Origin of the sequence: Fructilactobacillus florum DSM 22689 = JCM 16035 (assembly GCF_001436645.1) — a bacterium.
GTDB classification, from domain to species: domain Bacteria; phylum Bacillota; class Bacilli; order Lactobacillales; family Lactobacillaceae; genus Fructilactobacillus; species Fructilactobacillus florum.
In genome coordinates this window covers 71,851-94,127 of sequence record NZ_AYZI01000007.1, presented here as the reverse complement: position 1 = coordinate 94,127, position 22,277 = coordinate 71,851, and the positions used below count along the sequence as shown (strand labels likewise).

Genomic DNA, 22,277 nt, shown 5'->3' with positions numbered 1-22,277 from the left:
AAAAAGACCTCCAACGTTATTAGTTGGAGGTCTTTTTTTGATGGAATTTATCTCGATGGTTCATCATCAAGAAAGGTTACCGTTTGGTGTTCCAGTGATTTGATTCGGGCAAGTGATTGTAAGCGATAGTGTTGCTGGTGCAACCATTTTGCTCCTGGTTGGAAAGATTTTTCAATAACAATCCCGATACCTGAAACGGTTGCGTGGGCGTCAGCAATGATTTGTAAGAGACCTTTAACGGCTTCTCCATTGGCAAGAAAGTCATCAATGATCAACACGTGGTCTGTGGGAGCAAGAAACTGTTGCTCAATATAAATCGGCGTTTCGGTCTGTTTTGTGTAAGAAACAACGTTCGCTTGGTAAACATGATCGTGAACGGTTAGGGATTTGCTTTTACGGGCAAAGACGACTGGAACTTTCAGCGCCAAGCCAGTCATGACTGCTGGGGCGATTCCAGAAGATTCAATCGTAACAACTTTAGTAATTGCTTCTGATTTAAAACGAGTGGCAAATTCAATCCCAATGGCCTGCATTAATTCAGGGTCAAGCTGATGATTCAAAAAAGAATTAACCTTTAAAATATTTCCTGGTAACACCGTTCCGTGGTCGCGAATGGCTTGTTCTAACTGCTTCATAAGGTCCTCCTCAAACCGTGGTAAATAGGATGATTGTTCTAATTGTACTCTGAAAACCAGAATAAATAAATCACCACTGTTACCACTTATGTGGGAGGGTTCAATGATTATTTCACCATTACTAGGTTAGCTTGAGCAAGAGGGTTGCCAGATACAGACAGGGGAAAAACGGGATGCTGTGACAGCGTTCGTAAAGGGCGCAGCTAATTCCGATCAGAGCGGCCCATAAAACGAGCCAGGACCATTGAAGCGGGTCATAAGCAATAAACAAAATTAGTAAAAGGTCCAGATCTCCACTACCAATCCAAGGTTGGGAGTGTAACCAAGGCTGGATGCTTAGGTAGGAGATACTCAACAAGCAGTTTATTTGGAAGGAGTGCGGACTAAAACTGCAGGCGATTAAACCCAAGCAAATTAACCAGCCTACTGGCACTTGACGTACTTGCCAATCACAGCAAGCGGTAAGTAACAACAACATCCCAAATAAAAGCCAACGGGTATTGCCAAGGGAGGTAGGCGGACAAGCCCACCACCATAACCCACTGCTGATTTCACAACTCAGTGACCACCAGCCAATTGGAACTTGGCAAGTTTTGCAACAACCGTGTAAGCATCCAAAGCTTAGAATGGGCAACAGTTCAAACCACTGTAATTGGCGGTGACAGTTCTTACAGCGCGACCGTTGCATAGTTAGGATGGCAGGCCACCGTTCGACGCTTGCTAACATAAAGGAGCCGACACAGCTACCACAGATAAACCAGATTAAATTCATATAATTCAGCTCCTTGCCAATAAGTACGAAATCTTGGTTGACAATCATGAACCGCGATGCTATTCTAGAAATTGTGCTTATACAAGGTAAGCGATTTTTGTCCCTAAAAATGGTTCACCTGGATGTGTGGACTTACAACTATTTATGAAAGGAGGACTTTTTAGATGCCTACAATCAACCAATTAGTTCGAAAAGGTCGTAAATCTAGAAGTTCTAAATCAAAATCACCAGCACTTGGCTTTGGTTATAACAGTTACAAAAAAACTCATACCGCCAATCCTGCTCCTCAAAAACGTGGAGTTGCTACCCGTGTGGGTACGATGACTCCCAAGAAGCCTAACTCTGCTTTGCGGAAATACGCTCGTGTGCGCCTTTCTAATTTGTATGAAGTAACGGCTTACATTCCCGGAATTGGTCACAACTTGCAAGAGCATAGTGTGGTTTTAATTCGGGGTGGTCGTGTTAAGGATTTACCTGGGGTTCGTTATCACGTGATTCGTGGAGCGCTTGATACCGCCGGAGTTCAAGACCGACGTCAGGGCCGTTCAAAATACGGAACGAAACGACCAAAAGACAAGAAATAAGCGATTATTGAGGAGGACCTTTAGATGCCTAGAAAAGGAAAAGTGCAACAACGCGAAATCCTTCCTGATCCAATCTACAACTCCAAGTTGGTTTCCAAATTGATTAACCACTTGATGTTAGATGGAAAACGAGGAACTGCATCAGAAATCTTATATGGTGCATTTGATGAAATCAAAGATGAGACTGGTAATGATCCAGTAGAAGTTTTTGAAGAAGCAATGAAAAATGTTATGCCTGTCTTGGAAGTTAAGGCTCGTCGGGTTGGTGGGTCAAACTACCAGGTTCCGATCGAAGTTCGCCCAGCGCGACGCACAACTTTGGGACTCCGCTGGCTAGTTAACTACGCACGTTTACGTGGTGAACACACGATGACGCAGCGGTTAGCAAAGGAAATTATTGACGCTGCCAACAACACTGGGGCTGCCGTTAAGAAGCGAGAAGACACCCACAAAATGGCAGAAGCCAACCGAGCTTTTGCGCACTACCGCTGGTAAGCAGGCGGCTGCTTAGCGGGCTGAATGAGCGGCTAATCTATTAGCCGCTTTTTTTAGAACTAATTAATTAAAAAAAGGAGTTATGAAATGGCTAACAAGCGTCAATTTCCGCTAGAAAAAACACGGAATATCGGGATTGTTGCACATATCGATGCTGGTAAGACAACTACCACTGAACGAGTGCTTTACTATACCGGTAAAATTCACAAAATTGGTGAAACCCATGATGGGGCTTCCCAAATGGATTGGATGGAAGAAGAAAAAGAACGTGGAATCACGATCACATCGGCAGCAACCACGGCCGAATGGGATGGTTATCGTGTTAACATCATCGATACCCCTGGACACGTGGACTTTACCGCTGAAGTAGAGCGGTCTTTGCGAGTGCTTGATGGAGGCATCGTGGTGCTTGATGGACAAGCTGGAGTAGAACCACAAACTGAAACGGTGTGGCGTCAATCTTCTGACTTCAGCGTTCCTCGGATTGTTTTCATTAATAAAATGGACAAAATCGGTGCGAACTTTGATTACTCAGTTAAAACCATTCGTGAACGTTTAGGTGCTAATGCTGTGCCCGTTCAGATGCCAATTGGGGCTGAGAATGAGTTTGCTGGTGTAATTGACCTAATCAAAATGAAGGCCTACGTTTATGATGAGGATAAGGAAGGTGAAAACTGGGATACAGTTGACATTCCTGCCGATTTGCAAGAAAAAGCCCAACAACAACGTGACAACTTGGTAGAAGCAGTGGCCGACGTTGATGATGACGTTATGTCTAAATTTTTGGAAGGCGAAGAGATTAGCGAAGCTGACCTGAAAGCCGGGATTCGAAAAGCAACGCTGGACTTAAATATGTATCCAGTTTTCGCTGGTTCCGCCTTTAAAAATAAGGGAGTACAAATGATGATGGATGGAGTGGTTGATTACCTTCCATCACCATTGGATGTGCGTCCTTACATTGCTACTGACCCAGATACTGGTGAAGAAGTTGACGTGCAAGCTAACGATAAAGAACCTTTTGCCGCATTGGCCTTCAAAGTGGCTACTGATCCTTACGTTGGTCGGTTAACTTACATTCGGGTTTATCGGGGTTCTTTGGAATCAGGTTCTTACATTTTAAATGCTACGAAGGAAAAACGGGAACGAGTAGGTCGACTACTGCAAATGCACTCCAATAATCGGGAAGAAATTTCGGAAGTCTTTTCTGGAGATATTGCGGCTGCCATTGGTTTGAAGAACACGACCACGGGTGATTCTTTAACGGATCCAGACCATCCATTGCATCTTGAATCTATGGAATTCCCTGCTCCTGTGATTGAAGTAGCGGTAGAACCTAAAACCAAAGCTGATCAAAACAAGATGAATACGGCTTTGCAAAAGCTATCAGAAGAAGATCCAACTTTCCAAGCAAATACGAACCCAGAAACCGGGCAAACTATTATTGCTGGAATGGGTGAGTTGCATCTGAACATCATTATTGAACGAATGAAACGTGAATTTGGAGTGGATGCCTCCATCGGTGAACCACAGGTTGCTTATCGAGAAGCCTTTGGCAAACAGGTCCAAGCCGAAGGTAAGTTCATTCGCCAATCTGGTGGTAAAGGTCAGTATGGTGATGTTTGGATTGAGTTCACTCCAAATGAAGAAGGCGCTGGATTTGAGTTTGAAGATGCCATCGTTGGTGGAGTGGTTCCTCGTGAATTCATTCCTTCCGTTGAGCAAGGTTTGAAAGAATCAATGGAGAATGGAGTTTTAGCTGGTTTTCCACTGATTGATTTAAAAGCTAAACTTTATGATGGAAGCTATCACGAAGTCGATTCTAGTGAAGCAGCCTTCAAGATTGCCGCTTCGATTGCCTTACGAGAAGCTGCTAAAAAAGCAGATCCCAAAATTTTGGAGCCTATCATGAAAGTTGATATTCGAGTTCCAGAAGAATACATGGGTGATGTCATGGGTCAAGTGACTGCTCGTCGAGGTAATGTTGAGGGAATGGAAGCGCAAGATAATGCGCAAAATATCCATGCCATGGTACCGCTAGCAGAAATGTTTGGTTACGCAACCGATTTGCGGTCTGCTACGCAGGGACGAGGAACATTTGTAATGTCCTTTGACCACTACACTGCCGTGCCAAAGAGTATTCAAGAAGATATTATCAAGAAAAATGGTGGCGACGCCAACTAAACTGGTTTATAAAAACAGGAATCCATTGCAGCGATGGGTTCCTGTTTTTTGTTTGAATATAAAAATAATTAAAAGCACAGCTGGAGCGCACGTGGGAACTTCACGGTTTACTTTTTTGAAATTATTGTGTAAAACCCTTGAATCCGTGACGTTTTTCCAGTATGATGTAATAGTGTTTTAAATTAAGGGCGACGTGCGCCCAAATTACACGTGACAGCGTTGATGTAGAAGGTTGCGGCACACCCGGCCGCTTTGCCATGGCAGGTAGTCCGGTAATTTCTACGGAGTTAGTCTGATTTTGAAAATAGACGAAGGAGGGATTTTGATGGCAAAGGAAAAGATTCGGATTCGCTTGAAAGCTTACGAGCACCGTACTTTAGATCAAGCTGCTGATAAGATTGTGGCAACGGCACAACGGACGGGGGCTAACATTTCTGGTCCCATTCCATTACCAACGGAACGGGCTTTATACACGGTGTTAGCATCACCATTCAAGTACAGCAAGTCACAGGAACAGTTTGAGATGTTAACGCACAAACGGTTAATCGACATTTTGAACCCAACCCCTAAAACGGTTGATTCATTGATGAAACTTGATTTACCGAGTGGTGTTGATATTGAGATTAAACTATAATTAATTATCAAAAAAATTGGAGGTGTACTCATGACCAAAAAAGGAATCTTAGGTAAAAAGGTCGGTATGACTCAGGTTTTTGCTGATAACGGGGAATTAGTTCCCGTAACTGTAGTTGATGTAACCCCAAACGTTGTCTTACAGGTTAAGACGATGGAAACAGACGGTTACGAAGCAGTTCAGTTGGGCTTTGATGAAAAGCGCGCTGTGTTAAGCAACAAACCAGAACAAGGTCATATCAAAAAGGCAAATACTACTCCTAAGCGCTTCGTTCGTGAAATCAACGATGTTGACTTAGGAGACTATCAAGTCGGAGCAGAAGTTAAGGCTGACACGTTTGCAGCAGGCGACATGGTTGATGTTACGGGTACTACAAAAGGTCATGGATACCAAGGTAACATTCATAAAGATGGTCAGCGGCGTGGTCCTACGACTCATGGTTCTCGTTACCACCGTCGTCCTGGTTCACTGGGAGTTATTATCAACCGAGTGGTAAAGGGAATGAAACTGCCCGGTCGCATGGGTAACAACACGGTAACAATTCAGAACTTAGAAATCGTTAAAGCCGACGTTGAAAACAACGTTTTGTTAATCAAAGGGAACATTCCTGGCGCCAACAAAACCTTGGTTAAAGTTCGTACAGCAGTTAGTGCTGCTAAAAAATAAGAAAGGAGGATTCGACAATGACAAGCGTATCAGTATATAAACAAGACGGTAGTCAAGCCGGCACAGTTGACTTAAATGACAACATCTTTGGGATTACTCCAAATGAAAATGTCGTTTTTGATACGGTCTTAATGCAACAAGCTTCGCAGCGGCAAGGAACCAACGGGACAAAGTCGCGTGGTCAAGTTCGCGGTGGTGGCAAGAAGCCATGGAGACAAAAGGGAACTGGTCGAGCTCGACAGGGTTCGATTCGTTCACCTCAATGGGTTGGCGGTGGAGTAGTCTTTGGACCTTCAGCACGCTCATATGCTTACCACTTACCTAAAAAGGTAACTCGGTTGGCAGTTAAATCAGTTTTATCTGAAAAAGTAGCTAATGGCGATCTTGTGGTAGTCGACTCCCTAAGTTTTGACCAACCACAGACCAAAGCTTTTGCTAGCTTATTGGCCAGCTTGGATGCTGCTACTAAGACTTTAGTGGTCTTAGAAGATGGCAATGACAATGCTGCTCGTTCGGCTCGCAATTTGGATCGAGTTCAGGTAATTAGTGGCAAGGGCGTTAACACGTTGGACGTGCTTAACAGTCAAAAGGTCGTTATTACCAAAGCTGCTCTTTCTCAACTAGAGGAGGTGCTCGCATAATGGATGCACGTGATATTATTTTACGTCCAGTAATCACCGAAGCAACTACTGATCGGATGGATGACAAGAAGTATACGTTTGATGTTGCTCTTCGAGCAAACAAGCACCAGGTTAGAGATGCTGTTGAAGCTATTTTTGACGTTAAGGTTGCTAAAGTAAACATCATGAATGTTCGCGGAAAAGAAAAACGTCAGGGACGTTACATTGGATTTACGAAGAAGCGCCGCAAGGCCATCGTGACCCTAACCCCTGATTCAGATGAAATCAAACTTTTCTCTGAAGAATAATCTATAGTATAGGAGGAAAATACCGTGCCTTTAAAGAAATATAAACCAACTACCAACGGTCGCCGGAATATGACTAGTATTGACTACAGTCAAATCACCACTAACAAACCGGAAAAGACTTTGGTAGAAGCCAATGCACACAAGGCCGGACGGAACAACTCCGGTCGTATGACTGTGCGGCATCGTGGCGGTGGGAACAAGCATAAATATCGTGTGATTGATTTCAAGCGAAATCATGATGGCGTTCCAGCAACTGTTAAAACCATTGAATATGATCCTAACCGGACGGCTAACATTGCGCTAGTTGTTTATGCTGATGGAGTTAAAGCTTACATTCTAGCTCCTAAGGGCTTGAAAGTTGGCGATGTTGTTCAATCAGGTGCTGATGCTGATATCAAGCCTGGAAACACTTTACAACTACGTGATATTCCAGTTGGCTCGACAATTCACAACATTGAATTGAAGCCTGGTAAGGGAGGGCAGTTGGCTCGCTCAGCTGGTAACTCTGCTCAATTAATCAGTAATGATGGAAATGGCAAATATTCGCTAGTTAAATTACCTTCTGGTGAAGTTCGGATGGTTCTCTCAGTTTGTCGCGCTACTATTGGAACGGTTGGCAATGAAGAACATTCGTTGGTCAACTGGGGAAAAGCTGGTCGGACTCGCTATCGTGGTCAACGACCTCATGTTCGAGGCTCGGTAATGAACCCTAACGATCACCCACATGGTGGTGGTGAAGGAAAAGCTCCAGTTGGTTACCCATCTCCTTTGTCTCCTTGGCACAAGAAAACGGTGGGAAAGAAAACCCGTTCGAAGAAAGCCCGCTCGAACAAATTTATTGTTCGTCGTCGCAAGGGTTCCAAGATGTAAACTTGTTTAGCAGGTTTACGGTATCAATACATTTAAAAGGAGGTTCCATTCATGAGTCGAAGCCTAAAAAAAGGACCTTTTGCTGATCAGTCATTGTTGAAAAAGATTGAGGCACAAAAGGATCAAGAAAAGAAGTCAGTAATCCGGACTTGGTCGCGTCGTTCGACGATCTTCCCAAGTTTCATCGGCTACACGATTTCTGTCTATAATGGACGTCATCACGTTCCCGTTTACATTCAAGAAGACATGGTTGGTCACAAACTGGGTGAGTTTGTCCCCACTCGGACTTTCCATGGCCATGGTAACAACAGTGCCGATAAGAAAACCGTATAAACAAGGAGGATAACTAATGGCTGAACAAGTTACATCAGCAAAAGCAATTGCGAAAACAGTTCGAATTGCCCCTCGTAAGGTCCGCCTTGTTTTAGATCTTATTAGAGGCAAACAGGTGGCCGAAGCAGTGGCAATCCTGAAGTTCACTCCTCGGGGTGCTTCTCCAGTGGTTGGTAAAGTTTTGCACTCAGCAGTTGCTAATGCAGAAAACAACTTTGACCTTGATGGTCAAGATTTAGTAGTCAGTGAAGCATATGCTGATGAAGGTCCCACTTTAAAGAGATTCCGTCCGCGCGCAAAGGGATCAGCTTCACCAATCAACAAGCGTACGAGTCACATTACCATCGTAGTATCAGAAAAAAAGGAGGGATAGAGCATGGGTCAAAAAATTAACCCAAATGGTTTCCGAATTGGAGTTAACCGTGGCTGGCAAGCTCAGTGGTACGCAAACGATGATCAGTTTGCAAACTACTTAAATGAAGATTTAAAGATTCGTGAATATCTTGATAAACGGCTTGCAGACGCTTCTGTCTCGGCTGTTGAAATCGAACGTGCGGCTAAACGGGTCAACATTTCGATTCACACTGCCAAACCAGGAATGGTGATTGGTAAGGGTGGTTCTGAAGTTGAAACTTTGCGACAAGAATTAAACAAATTAACTGGTCGTCGCGTTCACATTAATATTGTGGAAGTTAAGAAGCCAGATCTTGAAGCAATTTTAGTTGGTGATAACATTGCAAAGCAACTAGAAGGTCGAGTTGCCTTTCGACGGGCTATGCGTCAGAGCATGAAGGGCGTTATGCGCGCTGGTGCTAAGGGTGTTAAAACGCAGTCAGCTGGTCGACTCAATGGTGCCGATATGGCTCGAATCGAAAGCTATTCAGAAGGTCGTGTTCCACTACACACGCTCCGGGCAGACATCAATTATTCCTGGAACGAAGCACACACGACGTATGGTTCTATCGGAGTGAAAACTTGGATTAACCGGGGCGAAGTTTTACCTGACAAGCCCGAGGAAAATCATCAGGGAGGTAAGTAAACATGCTAGTACCAAAACGTGTTAAGCATCGTCGAGAACACCGTGGTAAGCTTCGCGGGCACTCTAAGGGCGGTAACAGCGTTGCTTTTGGTGAATATGGTTTACAAACCATCGATTCACATTGGATTACTAATAGACAGATTGAAGCTTGTCGTATTGCGATTACCCGAAGCATGAAACGTGGCGGGAAAGTTTGGATTAAGATTTTCCCCCAAAAATCGTACACTGAAAAGGGAATTGGAGTTCGAATGGGTAAAGGTAAAGGTAGCCCAGCTGGCTGGGTTGCTCCCGTTAAGCGTGGCAAAGTGCTTTTCGAGGTTGGTGGTGTTGATTCAGAAACAGCCATCAAAGCTTTGACGTTAGCTTCCAACAAACTGCCTGTTCGTACTAAGATTATCAAACGTGAGGAAGTAGGTGGCGAATCAAATGAAGGCTAAAGAAATTAGTCAGTTGACTACCGATGAAATGCGGGCTAAAGAACAAGATTACAAAAAAGAATTGTTCAATCTTCGTTTCCAATTAGCCACTGGTCAATTGGAAAACACGGCGCGCTTACGAACGGTTCGCAAGACGATTGCCCGTTTGAAAACAGCTCTGCGACAAGCAGAATTAAACAAATAAGATTCGATAAAGGGGGTATATCTTAATGAGCGAATCACGTAATGAACGGAAAACATACCGTGGACGGGTGGTTTCTGACAAAATGAATAAAACCATCACCGTTGCTGTTGAAACTACTAAAAAACATTCAACTTACGGAAAGCGGATGAAGTACACCAAGAAGTACATGGCACACGACGAAAATAACACTGCTAAAATGAACGACATTGTTGAGATCATGGAAACTCGGCCTTTGTCAAAAAATGTTCACTTCCGCTTACTTGATGTTGTCGAAAAAGCCGTTATTATCTAGCTTTGCTTCATTTATCGTATTCTGATTTTAAGTTGAAAGGAGGCCACTTACTATGATTCAACAAGAAAGTCGTTTGAAGGTTGCCGATAATTCTGGAGCGCGCGAATTGCTGACTATCAAAGTTTTGGGCGGTTCTAAAGTGCGGTATGCTGGAATTGGCGATACTATTGTTGCTACTGTCAAACAAGCAACACCAGGTGGCGTTGTCAAAAAAGGTGATGTTGTTAAAGCAGTTGTCGTTCGGACTAAGTCCGTTGCACGTCGAACTGATGGATCATACATCCGGTTTGATGAAAATGCTGCTGTTTTAATTAATGACGATAAGAGCCCTCGGGGAACTCGGATTTTTGGACCCGTTGCTCGTGAATTACGAAACAACAACTTCTTAAAGATTGTTTCATTAGCTCCAGAAGTACTTTAATCCAAGAAAAACCAGGGAGGTGTCAGATTAATGTTCTTAAAGACTGGTGACAAAGTTCGTGTCATTGCTGGTAAAGATAAGGGCAAAGACGGTACGATTACCCGCACCATTGCTGCGAAAAATCGCGTGGTTGTGGACGGAATCAACATGGTTAAAAAGCACCAAAAAGCATCACAAAACAATCCGCAAGGGAATGTTTCTGACGTTGCAGCTCCAATCGATGCATCGAACGTGATGTTGTTAGATCCATCTACGAACAAACCAACTCGGATCAAGGTTGAAATCAAAGATGGTAAAAAAGTTCGTATTTCAAAAAAATCACAGAAAGCAATCGACTAGATTGTAGTGAAAGGAGGAATTAATTCGCATGTCTACTCGTTTACAAGAAAGATATCAGCAAGAAATTCTCCCAGCACTAGTAGAAAAGTTTAACTATTCATCAATTATGCAAGGACCAAAACTTGAAAAAATTGTTTTGAATATGGGTGTTGGTGATGCTGTAACAAACTCCAAAAACTTAGATGAAGCAGTGAGCGAATTGGCGCTAATTTCTGGTCAAAAACCGCTCATTACTAAGGCTAAGAAGTCGATTGCCGCTTTTAGACTCCGCCAAGGAATGCCAATTGGTGCCAAGGTAACGTTGCGCGGCGATAAAATGTATGATTTCTTAGATAAGTTGATTAACGTTTCTTTACCACGAGTTCGTGATTTTCACGGAGTTTCAAACCGTTCCTTTGATGGACGAGGAAACTTTACTCTCGGTGTAAAGGAGCAATTGATTTTCCCAGAAATCAACTATGATGATGTTAACCGAGTTCGTGGATTAGATATCGTGCTGGTTACTACTGCTAACACTGATGAAGAGGCTCACGAACTGCTTGCTCAGTTTGGAATGCCATTCGCTAAATAGGAGGTTTTAATTTGGCAAAAAAATCAATGGTCGAAAAGAGTCAGCGTCCTGCTAAATTTTCAACGCAAGCTTATACGCGTTGTGAACGTTGCGGCCGACCTCGTGCAGTTTATCAAAAATTTCATTTATGCCGCATTTGCTTGCGTCAGCTTGCTCACAAGGGTCAGATTCCTGGCATGAAAAAAGCTAGCTGGTAAACCAAAAAAATTAAAGGGGAGGTTTCACGTTCATGGCAATGACAGATCCAATTGCAGACTTTTTAACTCGAATCCGCAATGCCAATATGGCACGCCACCGTTCGGTTGATGTACCTGCATCTAAAATGAAACGTAATATTGCTGAAATTTTAAAGCGCGAAGGATTCGTGAGTCGAGTTGAATATCTCGACGATGATACTCAGGGTGTTATTCGCGTTTTTCTAAAGTACGGCGCTAACGATCAACGTGTAATTTCAGGTTTGAAACGAATTTCAAAACCCGGCTTGCGTTCATACGTTAAGTCTGATGATGTTCCTAAAGTTCTTAATGGTTTAGGGATTGCCATCATTTCAACTTCCGATGGTGTTATCACCGATAAAGAAGCACGTGCGAAAAAAGTCGGTGGCGAAGTTCTCGCCTACGTCTGGTAATAAATAATTTCGAAACGGAGGTGTGTATAAGATGAGTCGAATTGGTTACAAAACGATTGACCTGCCCGAAGGGGTTTCGGTCAAACAAAGTGGCGACCAGGTCACGGTGACGGGTCCCAAGGGGAACCTAACGCGGACGCTTGCTACTGAAATCGAAATGAAAATCGATGGGAACGAAGTGAACTTCACTCCTACTGGTAAGTACGACAATCGTGAACGAGCATTACATGGAACTTCACGTGCCAACATTGCCAATATGGTAATTGGGGTTACTGATGGTTTTCAAAAAACTTTGAAATTAGTCGGTGTTGGATACCGAACCCAATTAAAAGGGACTGAACTGACCTTAAACGTGGGATACTCAAATCCAGTGATTGTTCCAGTTCCTGAAGATTTGGAAGTTAAAGTTCCTGATAATACGACGATTGAAATTTCTGGGATTAGCAAACAACACGTTGGTGACTTTGCTGCCAAGGTTCGTTCCATTCGTTCTCCAGAACCTTATAAAGGTAAGGGAATTCGTTATGTTGACGAACACATTACTCTTAAAGAAGGTAAGACTGGTAAATAAAGTTTAATCACAACAAACAGAGGTGACTAATTTGATTACAAAACCAAGCAAAAATAAAACTCGTAAGGCACGTCATGCCCGAGTTCGCAGTAAAATTGCTGGTACTGCTGAGTGCCCACGTTTAGACGTCTTTCGTTCTAACAAAAACATCTACGCTCAATTAATTGATGACGTAGCGGGTGTAACGCTAGCTAGTGCCTCAACTCTAGATCAAGAAATTAAAGCCGGTGACAAAACAGCGCAGGCAGCTGAAGTCGGTGCCTTAGTTGCTAAGCGGGCCCAAGCTGCTAACTTGAAGCACGTTGTGTTTGATCGCGGCGGTTACTTATACCACGGACGGGTTCAAGCGCTCGCTGAAGCAGCTCGTGAAAACGGGCTCGAATTTTAATCAAAGGAGGATATCACACGCATGGCTAAGTATATTGATCCAGATAAATTGGATTTAGATGACAACGTGGTTGCCATTAATCGGATTACCAAGGTTGTTAAAGGTGGTCGTCGGTTACGATTTGCCGCTTTAGCAGTTGTTGGTGACAAAAACGGACACGTTGGTTTTGGAACCGGGAAAGCACAAGAAGTTCCAGAAGCAATCCGAAAAGCAGTTGAAGCCGCTAAAAAGAATCTGATTGAAGTTCCAATCGTGAACACAACGATTCCGCATGAAATTGTGGGCGTTTACGGTGGGGGCCGCATTTTATTAAAACCAGCTGAAGAAGGTGCTGGGGTTGCTGCCGGTGGTGCCGTTCGTTCGGTCATGGAATTAGCCGGAATCAACGATGTTACTAGTAAGCGACTGGGTTCGGATACCGCCATTAACGTTATCCGAGCAACGTTTGAAGGGCTGAAAGGTCTGAAGAACGCTCACGAAGTTTCCGAGCTCCGTGGGGTTTCAGTTGATCATTTAGCTGAATAAGGAGGTTTTTCAGATGGCTCAATTAAAAATTACCCTAGTTCACAGTGCTGCACATCGTCTTCCTAAACAACGTAAAATTGTGGAAGCCCTTGGTTTAGGACGGATTAACAGCAGTGTCACTCGTCCTGACAACGCAGCGACACGGGGAGCACTTTTTAAAGTCGCTCACCTCGTTAAAGTTGAACAAGTAGAAGACTAATTATTTTCTAAAAAAAGGAGGTGCCACTCACTATGAAGTTACACGAATTAAAAGCTGCTGCCGGATCTCGTTCGACTCGAAGTCGAAAAGGTCGTGGAATGGGTAGCAAAGGAAAGACTTCCGGTCGCGGTCAAAAAGGTCAAAAAGCCCGTGGCAAGACTCGTTTAGGTTTTGAAGGGGGCCAGATGCCTTTGTACCGGCGGATTCCTAAGCGTGGATTTACTAGCATGAACCGGAAACAAATTGTGACGGTGAGCTTAGATAAACTCAATAGTTTTGACAGTAATGCTGAAGTTACGCCAGCAGTGCTTGTTGAAACTGGGGTTGTTCGTAATCCCAAAGATGGGATCAAAATCTTAGGAACTGGTAAGCTAGACAAAGCTTTGACGGTTAAAGCCAACCAGTTCTCTGCAAGTGCTAAAACAGCAATCGAAGCAGCTGGTGGTAAAGCCGAGGTGATTTAATGTTATCTACCTTAAAGAGTGCATTTGCTGACAAAAATATTCGTAATAAGATTTTATTTACGCTTTTTGTCCTAGCAGTTTTCCGGTTAGGAGCCTACATCACGGTTCCTGGGATTAATGCTAAGGCACTTCAAGAAGTTGCGTCTTCTGGGTTAGTTAATGTTTTAAATATTTTCAGTGGTGGTGGTTTAACCAACTATTCCATCTTTGCGATGGGAGTGTCACCCTATATTACGGCCCAAATCGTGGTGCAGTTGTTGCAAATGGACATCGTACCGCGTTTTGTGGAATGGAGTAAGCAGGGTGAAGTTGGTCGACTAAAACTTGATCGGGTTACTCGGCGGTTGGCCATTGTACTGGCCTTTTTCCAGTCGGTGGGAATTACCGCCGGTTTCAATGCTTTAAGTAGTTTGCATCTAGTGCAAAATCCCGGAGTTGGCACCTACATTAGTATCGGGCTGATTTTGACGGCGGGTACGATGTTAACCACGTGGATGGGTGACATGATTACCGACAAGGGAATTGGTCAAGGGGTGTCCATGATTATTTTTGCTGGGATTATCGCTAACATTCCTAATGGATTAACGAGTTTTTATCAGCAATATATTGAAGGCACCGATTCGAGTGATTTGTGGCAACCGGTTCTGATTGTCATCGGCTTGATTGTCGCCATGTTGATCATTGTGACTTTTGTTACTTGGGTACAACAGGCGGAACGTCGGATTCCAATTCAATATACCCGACGCTCGGCTGGTTCTGGTAAATCAAGTTATCTTCCATTGAAGGTTAACGTGGCCGGAGTGATTCCGGTAATTTTTGCCAGTGCTTTTATTTCAACCCCGCAGACCATTTTGCTGTTCTTCACTAAAAATTTTGGAGAATCAGGCTGGTATAAGGTGCTCACGCAACTCTTTAATATGCAGACCCCTAGTGGGGCAACTTTTTACACCATTTTGATTGTGGTCTTTACTTTCTTCTATGCTTTTGTGCAGGTTAATCCAGAAAAATTATCCGAAAACCTGCAAAAACAAGGAAGCTATATTCCTGGGGTCTGGCCTGGTAAGACAACGCAAACCTATGTTTCGCGTTTGTTAATGAGATTGAGTACCATTGGAGCGCTTTTCTTGGGGATTGTTTCTTTGATCCCTCTGATTGCGCAAAATGTTTGGAATCTCAACAACTCAATTGGGCTCGGTGGGACTAACCTGCTGATTATTGTCGGGGTTGCCATCGAAACGATGCAGCAAATCAAAGGATTGACCATGCGCCAAGATTACGTCGGCTTTATTCAAGCTGATGATACTGGCAAAAAGTAAGGGAGCGACGTTTTTGACAATGAATTTATTTTTAATGGGATTGCCAGGTGCTGGCAAGGGGACCCAAGCCGAATTTATTACGGAACGTTATCAAATTCCACATATTTCGACTGGTGATATTTTCCGTGCGGCAATTAAAAACCAGACACCAATGGGTCTCAAAGCCCAGAGTTACATTGATAAGGGAGATTTAGTCCCCGATGATGTAACTTGTGGAATTGTTGCGGATCGTTTGCAGCAGGCGGATACCGCTAATGGTTATCTGCTTGATGGCTTTCCGAGAAATTTGGCACAGGCAGAGCAGTTAAAGCTCATTGGGACGCAGCTCAATCGTCAACTTTCTGCGGTCATTAACATTGACGTAGCCCCATCAGTTTTAGAAGAACGGCTTTCTGGTCGGTTTATCTGTAAAAACTGTGGAGCAACCTATCACAAATTGTATAATCAGCCCAAAGTGGCTGGAACTTGTGATGTATGTGGTGGGCATGTTTTTTATCAACGCAGTGATGATAAACCTGCGACAGTTAAAAATCGGTTGAAAGTCAATGTCGAAATGAATACGCCGCTGCTGGATTACTACCAAACAGAGCACCTGCTGCACACGGTGAATGGTGACCAAGCAATTCCGACGGTTACCAAAGAAATTAATCAAATTCTCAATAACTTGTCGTAGCCTAAGGCAGAGTTTGTCGTTACTGATAAAATATGCTATATTAGAGCATGCTGATAAGTTTGCAAAGAATTTGTTCGACTTAAGTTTTGGAGGATTGTTTTGGCAAAAGATAATGTCATTGAGATCGAAGGAAAAATTACGGAAACCTTACCAAACGCCATGTTCAAAGTCGAACTGGAAAATGGGCATGAGATTCTTGCCCATGTCTCTGGCAAGATTCGGATGCATTACATTAAAATACTTCCAGGAGATCGGGTAACCGTTGAAATGTCACCGTATGATTTAACGAAGGGCCGGATTACTTATCGATTTAAGTAGGTCCTGATGTAGGAGGTTTATAATATGAAAGTCCGTCCATCAGTTAAAAAGATGTGCGAAAATTGCAAAATCATCAAACGTAAGGGTCGTGTGATGGTGATTTGTTCTGCAAATCCTAAACACAAACAACGACAAGGAAAATAATTTTATAGGAGGTGGATTTAATGGCTCGAATTGCCGGAGTTGATTTACCACGTAACAAACGGGTTGTCATTGCTTTAACCTACATTTTTGGGGTTGGAACAACGACGGCTACCAAAGTGCTTGCAAAAGCCGGTGTTTCAGAAGACGTTCGGACTCAGGATTTAACTCCTGATCAAGAAGATAAGATTCGGGTAGCTCTTGATGACTTTACAATTGAGGGAGACCTACGTCGTGAAGTTAGTATGAATATTAAGCGACTCTCTGAGATCGGTTCATACCGTGGCTTGCGTCATCGTCGTGGTTTACCATCCCGTGGTCAGCACACGAAGAACAACGCTCGAACTCGTAAAGGGAAGCGAAGCACCAAATAATCAATTAAAGGAGGTTATCAACGCATATGGCTAAAACTAAAAGCACACGTAAACGTAAAACAAGAAAACACGTTGAAGCAGGAGTTGCTCATATCCACTCAACGTTTAATAACACGTTAGTAATGATTACTGATGTACAGGGAAATGCAATTGCTTGGTCTTCAGCTGGAGCCCTTGGATTTCGTGGTAGTCGTAAATCAACTCCATTCGCTGCTCAGATGGCAGCTGAAGCAGCTGCTAAAACGGCCATGGAACACGGTATGAAGTCCGTTGAAGTAGCGGTTAAAGGACCTGGTTCCGGTCGCGAATCAGCCATTCGAGCTTTACAAACTACTGGTTTGGAAGTTGCCGCAATTAGAGACGTTACTCCCGTTCCTCATAATGGGTGCCGTCCTCCAAAGCGTCGTCGAGTTTAAGCTTAGTTAGGGATGATTTTAGGATTAGACTCAACGCGGTTTGAAAGGGGTACTTCGCATGATTGAATTTGAAAAGCCTAACATTCATAAAATTGAAGAAACAAATAATTACGGTGAAATAGTTGTTGAGCCATTGGAACGCGGCTATGGGACTACTTTAGGCAATTCTTTGCGCCGAGTTTTGTTGGCTTCGTTACCTGGAGCTGCCGTTACCAGCGTTCAGATTGACGGGGTTTTGCACGAATTTTCAACGATCAAGGGTGTGACCGAAGACGTTACCAAGATCATTTTGAACTTAAAAAAGCTCAAACTTCGATTAGAAGGTGACGAACAAGCAGTCCACTCTATGAGTGTCGAAGTTACCGGTCCAGCTGAAGTGACGGCGGCAGACATTACGACCGATAGCGAAACTACCATTTTGAACCCTGATTTACATCTAGCAACGGTAGCAGAAGGGGCAACCCTGCACATGACGATGACGGCTGATAAGGGTCGCGGGTATGTCTCTGCAGAAGAGAACAAGGCTCGCAATGATGATATGCCAATCGGTGTGTTACCAATCGATTCTATTTATACCCCAATCGAACGTGTGAACTACCAAGTGGAAGATACACGTGTTGGACAACGTGATGATTTCGATAAATTGACTTTAGATATTTGGACCAATGGTTCGATTACTCCTTCAGATTCAATCAGTTTGGCAGCTAAGATTTTAACTCAGCATTTGGAAATGTTTGTTGATTTGACAGATCGGGCACAAAATACCAACGTGATGGTTGAAAAAGAAGAGAGCCACAAGGAAAAAATGCTCGAAATGTCAATCGAGGAATTAGATTTGTCAGTTCGTTCTTACAACTGTTTGAAACGAGCTGGGATTAACACGGTTCAAGAATTAACCGATAAATCCATGGCGGATATGATGAATGTTCGTAACCTAGGACGGAAGTCCCTAGAAGAAATCGAACAAAAATTGGATGCCCTAGGACTATCCTTTCGTAAAGAAGACTAAGATAAAAGGAGGAATCGACTTATGAGTTATCGTAAATTTGGTCGTAAACAGGGTCCTCGACGAGCACTCTTGCGGAACTTGACCACGCAACTGATTGTTAACGATCGGATCGAAACAACTGAAGCCAAAGCTAAAACAGTGCGCTCACTAGCTGACCAAATGATCACCCTAGGTAAAAAGGGGGACTTAAGTGCACGTCGTCAAGCAGCTGCTTACCTGCAGAATTCAATTGCAGATGTTAAAGCTGAAGGCGATGACGTTAAGGTTACGACGGCACTACAAAAGTTATTCGATGAATTAGCACCAAAGTACCAAGATCGTCAGGGTGGCTACACGCGGATCTTAAAAACCATGCCTCGGCGCGGTGATGGTGCTCAGATGGTAATCTTAGAATTTGTCTAAGCTTTTTTTGAGCATTTAATTTAATATTGCACTGAATCACTAAGATTGAGGTATAAAGCGTTATGATGATGGAATTCCAAGTCTAGCTTGAATGTGGATTTTTTTCCATGCGCCTCAACCTTTTAGTGATTTTTTTATACATAAAATTGAGGGGACTTGGTGGGATGCCTGGTAAAATTGAATTTAATGACGTTGCCTTTTCGTATGACGGCGCGGATCCAGTTTTTGAACAGCTGTCCTTTACGTTGCAAAGTGGTCAAACCACGGCACTAGTCGGTCCAAATGGTAGTGGTAAAAGCACGATCATTAAGCTTTTAGATGGGTTACTGCTACCAACTGCAGGCACCATTAAGCTTGATGATGAACCCCTTCGGCAGGAAAATCGGCAGCGGTTACAGCAAAAATTAGCCTTGGTTTTTCAAACACCGGCTGATCAGCTGATTGCGGGCACGGTTGCTGAAAATGTCGCTTTTGGGCTCGAGAATCGGCAAGTTGATTATGAAACCATGCACCAACTGGTTCCGCAAGCCATGAAACAAGTTGGGATTAGTGAACTTGCCGAACACGACCCCAGCTGGCTGTCGGGCGGACAACAACAAAAGGTTGCCTTAGCCAGTGCCTTAGCAGTTCAACCTGAAATTTTGGTTTTAGATGAAGCCACCAGTATGCTCGATGCAGCGACAAAGGAGGCTATTACAACTGTTTTGACGCAGTTGCAAAAGACCACGCAACTCACGATTCTAATGATTACGCACGATGTTTCTGCGGTGGCTCAAGCTGACCAGGTCCTTGCACTTAATCAGCATAAAGTCGTATTTCAGGGGGCGCCCGCACGATTTTTTGAGCAACCAGACTTACTTACGGCAATGCAGATGCAGGCGCCCTTCAGTGCACAAGTACAACACCAACTGTGCGACCGTGGGATCACAGTGCCCGCACACTATTTAGATGATGAAGGACTGAGTCAATGGATTTCCCAGTTGTTTTAAAACAGGTTAATTATAGCTATGGTTTGCAAACGCCGGTTGTTCATCCAGCGTTGACTGATATTTCATTACAGATTGCACAAGGAGAAACCGTTGCTATTGTGGGTGCAACCGGGAGTGGCAAGTCGACCTTAATGCGACTACTAAACGGGTTGCAGTTCGCTACGAGTGGGACGGTAACCATTAATGGTCTTCGACTGAATCGCCACACGAATCGGCGGGCGTTGCAGCAGTTACGGTCCGAGGTGGGCATGATTTTTCAAGCACCCGAACATCAACTGTTCGCAGAAACGGTTTTGGCAGACGTTAGTTTTGGACCGCAAAATTTTGGCAAGTCCGAGAAAGAGGCTCGACAGTTAGCACAGCAAGCTTTACGGGCCGTGGGGATTCCACCAGAATTTGAAACACGCTCACCCTTTGAACTTTCGGGGGGTCAAATGCGACGGGTTGCAATTGCTGGAGTTTTAGCAATGAAACCACGGTTGCTGGTCTTAGATGAGCCAACGGTGGGCTTAGACGCTGCCGGAGTCCAGCAATTATTGGACTTATTGGGACGCCTCCAGCAGCAACAAGTAACAATCATCATCATTACACATGACATGGATGTGGTTGCTCAGTTAGCCGCGCGGGTCTTGATGTTACAAGCAGGCCAATTGATACGAGATCAACCCGTACGTGAGTTTTTTGCAACCGCACCTACGGCAGTCCCACTTCCAGCTGCGGTGCAATTTTATTACCGGCTGCAAGCTCACGGAGTCCAGCTGGCACAATTACCATTGACCGCTACAGAAGCAACGAGGCTGCTGGTTAACGATATCCATCAGGGAGGTCATCCATGCAACAAATAGTTTTTGGCAATTACCTGCCCGGAAACTCATTGATCCATCGTTTGAATCCGGTAACCAAAATTTTGGCGGTGCTGCTCTTGATTACGTGGACCCTGGTTGCAAATAATTGGCTTAATTATGGCATATTGGGGTGTGCCTTAATTGTCCAAATCAGTGCGGCTCGCCTTTCACTGTCCATGATGCTTCATACGATTATTCCCTTTTTATGGCTAATCGGGTTTACTCTCCTGATTCAAATCTTGTTTGGAACGGGGGGGACCATTTATTTTCACTGGGGTGTTGTTAAGATTACATCGACGGGTTTGGTAACGGCTGGGCTGATTTTAGTACGGTTTACGCTAATCATTATGGAAGCAGCCTTGTTGACCATGACGACTTCGCCAAATGCGATTGCGGCAGGAATTGAACGGCTACTTCAGCCCCTAAAACGACTTAAAGTTCCTGTCTCCACCATCGGGATGATGATTTCAATTGCCCTGCGCTTTATTCCCACGCTATTGACCGAACTGCAAACGATTATGGATGCACAACGCTCCCGTGGCACTAACTTTAATCAGGGCAAACTCTGGGAACGAGTACGAAACATTGGAACTTTGATTATTCCGTTGCTAGTGGCATCGTTTCGACATGCTGATCATCTGGCGGACGCACTGGGAGCGAGTGGTTACTCCGTTCAGGCTGTGCGGACTAGTTACCGTAAATTTATTTGGCGGCCGGCTGACACGGGATCGTTAGGGTTAGTAATTGTACTAGGTCTTTTAGTACTGGGAACGCGAGGATTTTAATGCCACGGTATAAAATTACATTTGCATATGAAGGGACTGATTTTGCGGGCTTTCAACGTCAGCCACACCAGCGAACGGTAGAAGGGGTTTTAACCAAGTTGATAAACATTATGGCTAAAAACCCAGAACCAGCAATTGTTGTGTATGGTTCTGGTCGGACTGATGCGGGGGTGCATGCGCTGGCACAAACTGCTCATTTCGATTTTCCATTTCAACTAGCAGCTACCAGTCTCTTGAAGGGTTTAAACAGTATGTGTCCGTTAGATATTGAAATTATTGCTGTTGCCAAAGTAGCAGCTGATTTTCAGGCTCGTTATGACGTAACTGGCAAACGATATCTTTACCGGATTGCTCAAGGGGAATTTACTAACCCATTCAAGCGGCGGTATACTGCCCACTGGCGCTTTCCGCTTGATGTTCAAAAAATGCAACAAGCTGCTACTGATTTATTAGGTCGCCATGACTTTTCCTCATTCGTGGCGGCTGGTGCCAAGCCGGGAAGTCGGGTTCGCACGATTTTTTCCGCAACCGTTCGAGAGGATTGCGCTCATGACGAGGTCCATTTGTCGTTTTATGGCGATGGTTTTATGTACAACCAGGTGCGAATTATGGCGGCGGTGCTAGTTGAAATTGGGATGGGAAAGCGTCCTGTTCATGATATTGAACGGCTCTTGCAGGTGCGAAATCGTCAAGAAGCTCGGTTGACGCTGCCGGCTCAAGGGTTGTATTTAGAACGTGTCTATTATCCTGGTGATGATCCGCAACATTCACAAAAAAAGCATCGGGATCTTGATTGACTTTTATACTAATAATTTGTATTATGGTAGATGGTATTGTTTGCCCCACATAAGCC

The 22,277-nt window shown here is 44.1% G+C and carries 38 protein-coding genes; 36 read left to right on the top strand and 2 right to left on the bottom strand.

What is annotated here, in order from left to right; translation table 11 throughout:
• Positions 1 to 47: 47 nt before the first annotated feature.
• Both FC87_RS05010 and FC87_RS07190 read right to left on the bottom strand, forming a co-directional pair.
• Positions 48 to 635 (bottom strand): xanthine phosphoribosyltransferase, encoded by a 588-nt coding sequence (locus FC87_RS05010; RefSeq protein WP_054690201.1) that lies wholly within the window; start codon positions 633 to 635, stop codon positions 48 to 50.
• Between the two features lie 121 nt (positions 636 to 756).
• On the bottom strand, positions 757 to 1,407 hold the full coding sequence (locus FC87_RS07190) for a prepilin peptidase (protein WP_162257636.1): 651 nt from the start codon (positions 1,405 to 1,407) through the stop codon (positions 757 to 759).
• Between the two features lie 164 nt (positions 1,408 to 1,571).
• Between FC87_RS07190 and rpsL the strand changes: the two genes are divergently transcribed.
• The 36 genes from rpsL to truA all read left to right on the top strand — a co-directional run bounded on the left by rpsL (position 1,572) and on the right by truA (position 22,221).
• A complete protein-coding gene (gene rpsL, locus FC87_RS05005) occupies positions 1,572 to 1,991 on the top strand; it encodes a 30S ribosomal protein S12 (RefSeq protein WP_009166713.1) in 420 nt (139 codons plus the stop codon).
• A 24-nt stretch (positions 1,992 to 2,015) separates the two neighbouring features.
• Positions 2,016 to 2,486, top strand: coding sequence for a 30S ribosomal protein S7 (gene rpsG / locus FC87_RS05000; RefSeq protein WP_009166712.1), 471 nt, complete (start codon positions 2,016 to 2,018; stop codon positions 2,484 to 2,486).
• A gap of 87 nt (positions 2,487 to 2,573) precedes the next feature.
• A complete protein-coding gene (gene fusA / locus FC87_RS04995; RefSeq protein WP_009166711.1) occupies positions 2,574 to 4,667 on the top strand; it encodes an elongation factor G in 2,094 nt (697 codons plus the stop codon).
• Positions 4,668 to 4,992: 325 nt separating this feature from the next.
• The gene (gene rpsJ / locus FC87_RS04990) at positions 4,993 to 5,301 is read left to right on the top strand and encodes a 30S ribosomal protein S10 (RefSeq protein WP_009166710.1); all 309 of its coding nucleotides are present in this window, start codon (positions 4,993 to 4,995) and stop codon (positions 5,299 to 5,301) included.
• Positions 5,302 to 5,331: 30 nt separating this feature from the next.
• Positions 5,332 to 5,967: a 50S ribosomal protein L3 gene (gene rplC / locus FC87_RS04985; protein ID WP_009166709.1), complete on the top strand. Its 636-nt coding sequence runs from the start codon at positions 5,332 to 5,334 to the stop codon at positions 5,965 to 5,967.
• A gap of 17 nt (positions 5,968 to 5,984) precedes the next feature.
• The gene (rplD, locus tag FC87_RS04980) at positions 5,985 to 6,608 is read left to right on the top strand and encodes a 50S ribosomal protein L4 (protein ID WP_009166708.1); all 624 of its coding nucleotides are present in this window, start codon (positions 5,985 to 5,987) and stop codon (positions 6,606 to 6,608) included.
• Positions 6,608 to 6,895, top strand: coding sequence for a 50S ribosomal protein L23 (rplW, locus tag FC87_RS04975; RefSeq protein WP_009166707.1), 288 nt, complete (start codon positions 6,608 to 6,610; stop codon positions 6,893 to 6,895). Before rplD ends, rplW begins: the two co-directional genes overlap by 1 nt.
• Positions 6,896 to 6,919: 24 nt before the next feature.
• Positions 6,920 to 7,765, top strand: coding sequence for a 50S ribosomal protein L2 (gene rplB, locus FC87_RS04970; protein WP_009166706.1), 846 nt, complete (start codon positions 6,920 to 6,922; stop codon positions 7,763 to 7,765).
• Between the two features lie 51 nt (positions 7,766 to 7,816).
• Positions 7,817 to 8,098 (top strand): 30S ribosomal protein S19, encoded by a 282-nt coding sequence (gene rpsS, locus FC87_RS04965; RefSeq protein ID WP_009166705.1) that lies wholly within the window; start codon positions 7,817 to 7,819, stop codon positions 8,096 to 8,098.
• Positions 8,099 to 8,114: 16 nt separating this feature from the next.
• Positions 8,115 to 8,471, top strand: coding sequence for a 50S ribosomal protein L22 (gene rplV / locus FC87_RS04960; protein WP_009166704.1), 357 nt, complete (start codon positions 8,115 to 8,117; stop codon positions 8,469 to 8,471).
• A gap of 3 nt (positions 8,472 to 8,474) precedes the next feature.
• Entirely contained in the window at positions 8,475 to 9,137 is a 663-nt protein-coding gene (gene rpsC, locus FC87_RS04955; protein WP_009166703.1) for a 30S ribosomal protein S3, read from the top strand.
• Positions 9,138 to 9,139: 2 nt separating this feature from the next.
• Positions 9,140 to 9,574 (top strand): 50S ribosomal protein L16, encoded by a 435-nt coding sequence (gene rplP, locus FC87_RS04950; protein ID WP_009166702.1) that lies wholly within the window; start codon positions 9,140 to 9,142, stop codon positions 9,572 to 9,574.
• Complete coding sequence (rpmC, locus tag FC87_RS04945; RefSeq protein WP_009166701.1) at positions 9,564 to 9,758, top strand: 50S ribosomal protein L29; 195 nt, start codon at positions 9,564 to 9,566, stop codon at positions 9,756 to 9,758. Before rplP ends, rpmC begins: the two co-directional genes overlap by 11 nt.
• Before the next feature lie 25 nt (positions 9,759 to 9,783).
• The gene (rpsQ, locus tag FC87_RS04940) at positions 9,784 to 10,050 is read left to right on the top strand and encodes a 30S ribosomal protein S17 (protein WP_009166700.1); all 267 of its coding nucleotides are present in this window, start codon (positions 9,784 to 9,786) and stop codon (positions 10,048 to 10,050) included.
• A 52-nt stretch (positions 10,051 to 10,102) separates the two neighbouring features.
• Positions 10,103 to 10,471, top strand: a complete 369-nt coding sequence (gene rplN, locus FC87_RS04935; protein ID WP_009166699.1) for a 50S ribosomal protein L14 — start codon at positions 10,103 to 10,105, stop codon at positions 10,469 to 10,471.
• Between the two features lie 30 nt (positions 10,472 to 10,501).
• On the top strand, positions 10,502 to 10,810 hold the full coding sequence (gene rplX, locus FC87_RS04930; RefSeq protein WP_009166698.1) for a 50S ribosomal protein L24: 309 nt from the start codon (positions 10,502 to 10,504) through the stop codon (positions 10,808 to 10,810).
• Between the two features lie 28 nt (positions 10,811 to 10,838).
• On the top strand, positions 10,839 to 11,381 hold the full coding sequence (gene rplE, locus FC87_RS04925) for a 50S ribosomal protein L5 (RefSeq protein ID WP_009166697.1): 543 nt from the start codon (positions 10,839 to 10,841) through the stop codon (positions 11,379 to 11,381).
• 11 nt (positions 11,382 to 11,392) lie between these two features.
• Positions 11,393 to 11,578: a type Z 30S ribosomal protein S14 gene (locus tag FC87_RS04920; protein WP_009166696.1), complete on the top strand. Its 186-nt coding sequence runs from the start codon at positions 11,393 to 11,395 to the stop codon at positions 11,576 to 11,578.
• A gap of 32 nt (positions 11,579 to 11,610) precedes the next feature.
• The gene (rpsH, locus tag FC87_RS04915) at positions 11,611 to 12,009 is read left to right on the top strand and encodes a 30S ribosomal protein S8 (protein ID WP_009166695.1); all 399 of its coding nucleotides are present in this window, start codon (positions 11,611 to 11,613) and stop codon (positions 12,007 to 12,009) included.
• 31 nt (positions 12,010 to 12,040) lie between these two features.
• Positions 12,041 to 12,580 (top strand): 50S ribosomal protein L6, encoded by a 540-nt coding sequence (rplF, locus tag FC87_RS04910; protein WP_009166694.1) that lies wholly within the window; start codon positions 12,041 to 12,043, stop codon positions 12,578 to 12,580.
• A gap of 22 nt (positions 12,581 to 12,602) precedes the next feature.
• On the top strand, positions 12,603 to 12,968 hold the full coding sequence (rplR, locus tag FC87_RS04905) for a 50S ribosomal protein L18 (RefSeq protein ID WP_275452990.1): 366 nt from the start codon (positions 12,603 to 12,605) through the stop codon (positions 12,966 to 12,968).
• 21 nt (positions 12,969 to 12,989) lie between these two features.
• Positions 12,990 to 13,493, top strand: coding sequence for a 30S ribosomal protein S5 (gene rpsE / locus FC87_RS04900; RefSeq protein ID WP_009166692.1), 504 nt, complete (start codon positions 12,990 to 12,992; stop codon positions 13,491 to 13,493).
• A gap of 13 nt (positions 13,494 to 13,506) precedes the next feature.
• Complete coding sequence (gene rpmD, locus FC87_RS04895; RefSeq protein ID WP_009166691.1) at positions 13,507 to 13,692, top strand: 50S ribosomal protein L30; 186 nt, start codon at positions 13,507 to 13,509, stop codon at positions 13,690 to 13,692.
• 32 nt (positions 13,693 to 13,724) lie between these two features.
• Positions 13,725 to 14,156: a 50S ribosomal protein L15 gene (gene rplO / locus FC87_RS04890; RefSeq protein WP_009166690.1), complete on the top strand. Its 432-nt coding sequence runs from the start codon at positions 13,725 to 13,727 to the stop codon at positions 14,154 to 14,156.
• Positions 14,156 to 15,472, top strand: a complete 1,317-nt coding sequence (gene secY / locus FC87_RS04885) for a preprotein translocase subunit SecY (RefSeq protein WP_009166689.1) — start codon at positions 14,156 to 14,158, stop codon at positions 15,470 to 15,472. Before rplO ends, secY begins: the two co-directional genes overlap by 1 nt.
• Before the next feature lie 19 nt (positions 15,473 to 15,491).
• Positions 15,492 to 16,145 carry an adenylate kinase gene (locus FC87_RS04880; RefSeq protein ID WP_009166688.1) on the top strand — a complete coding sequence of 218 codons (654 nt, stop codon included), beginning with the start codon at positions 15,492 to 15,494 and terminating at the stop codon, positions 16,143 to 16,145.
• Between the two features lie 99 nt (positions 16,146 to 16,244).
• Positions 16,245 to 16,463, top strand: coding sequence for a translation initiation factor IF-1 (gene infA, locus FC87_RS04875; RefSeq protein WP_009166687.1), 219 nt, complete (start codon positions 16,245 to 16,247; stop codon positions 16,461 to 16,463).
• A 24-nt stretch (positions 16,464 to 16,487) separates the two neighbouring features.
• On the top strand, positions 16,488 to 16,607 hold the full coding sequence (gene rpmJ / locus FC87_RS04870; RefSeq protein ID WP_009166686.1) for a 50S ribosomal protein L36: 120 nt from the start codon (positions 16,488 to 16,490) through the stop codon (positions 16,605 to 16,607).
• Between the two features lie 20 nt (positions 16,608 to 16,627).
• Positions 16,628 to 16,978: a 30S ribosomal protein S13 gene (rpsM, locus tag FC87_RS04865; RefSeq protein WP_009166685.1), complete on the top strand. Its 351-nt coding sequence runs from the start codon at positions 16,628 to 16,630 to the stop codon at positions 16,976 to 16,978.
• A gap of 26 nt (positions 16,979 to 17,004) precedes the next feature.
• Positions 17,005 to 17,394: a 30S ribosomal protein S11 gene (gene rpsK, locus FC87_RS04860; RefSeq protein WP_009166684.1), complete on the top strand. Its 390-nt coding sequence runs from the start codon at positions 17,005 to 17,007 to the stop codon at positions 17,392 to 17,394.
• Positions 17,395 to 17,452: 58 nt separating this feature from the next.
• Complete coding sequence (locus tag FC87_RS04855; protein ID WP_009166683.1) at positions 17,453 to 18,403, top strand: DNA-directed RNA polymerase subunit alpha; 951 nt, start codon at positions 17,453 to 17,455, stop codon at positions 18,401 to 18,403.
• Positions 18,404 to 18,424: 21 nt separating this feature from the next.
• Positions 18,425 to 18,805: a 50S ribosomal protein L17 gene (rplQ, locus tag FC87_RS04850; RefSeq protein ID WP_009166682.1), complete on the top strand. Its 381-nt coding sequence runs from the start codon at positions 18,425 to 18,427 to the stop codon at positions 18,803 to 18,805.
• A 164-nt stretch (positions 18,806 to 18,969) separates the two neighbouring features.
• Entirely contained in the window at positions 18,970 to 19,794 is an 825-nt protein-coding gene (locus FC87_RS04845) for an ATP-binding cassette domain-containing protein (RefSeq protein ID WP_035421888.1), read from the top strand.
• Complete coding sequence (locus tag FC87_RS04840) at positions 19,773 to 20,639, top strand: ATP-binding cassette domain-containing protein (protein ID WP_035421890.1); 867 nt, start codon at positions 19,773 to 19,775, stop codon at positions 20,637 to 20,639. The genes FC87_RS04845 and FC87_RS04840 overlap by 22 nt, the downstream gene beginning before the upstream one ends.
• Positions 20,627 to 21,424, top strand: a complete 798-nt coding sequence (locus tag FC87_RS04835) for an energy-coupling factor transporter transmembrane component T family protein (protein WP_009166681.1) — start codon at positions 20,627 to 20,629, stop codon at positions 21,422 to 21,424. The genes FC87_RS04840 and FC87_RS04835 overlap by 13 nt, the downstream gene beginning before the upstream one ends.
• Complete coding sequence (gene truA / locus FC87_RS04830) at positions 21,424 to 22,221, top strand: tRNA pseudouridine(38-40) synthase TruA (RefSeq protein WP_009166680.1); 798 nt, start codon at positions 21,424 to 21,426, stop codon at positions 22,219 to 22,221. The genes FC87_RS04835 and truA overlap by 1 nt, the downstream gene beginning before the upstream one ends.
• The last annotated feature ends 56 nt before the right edge of the window (positions 22,222 to 22,277 follow it).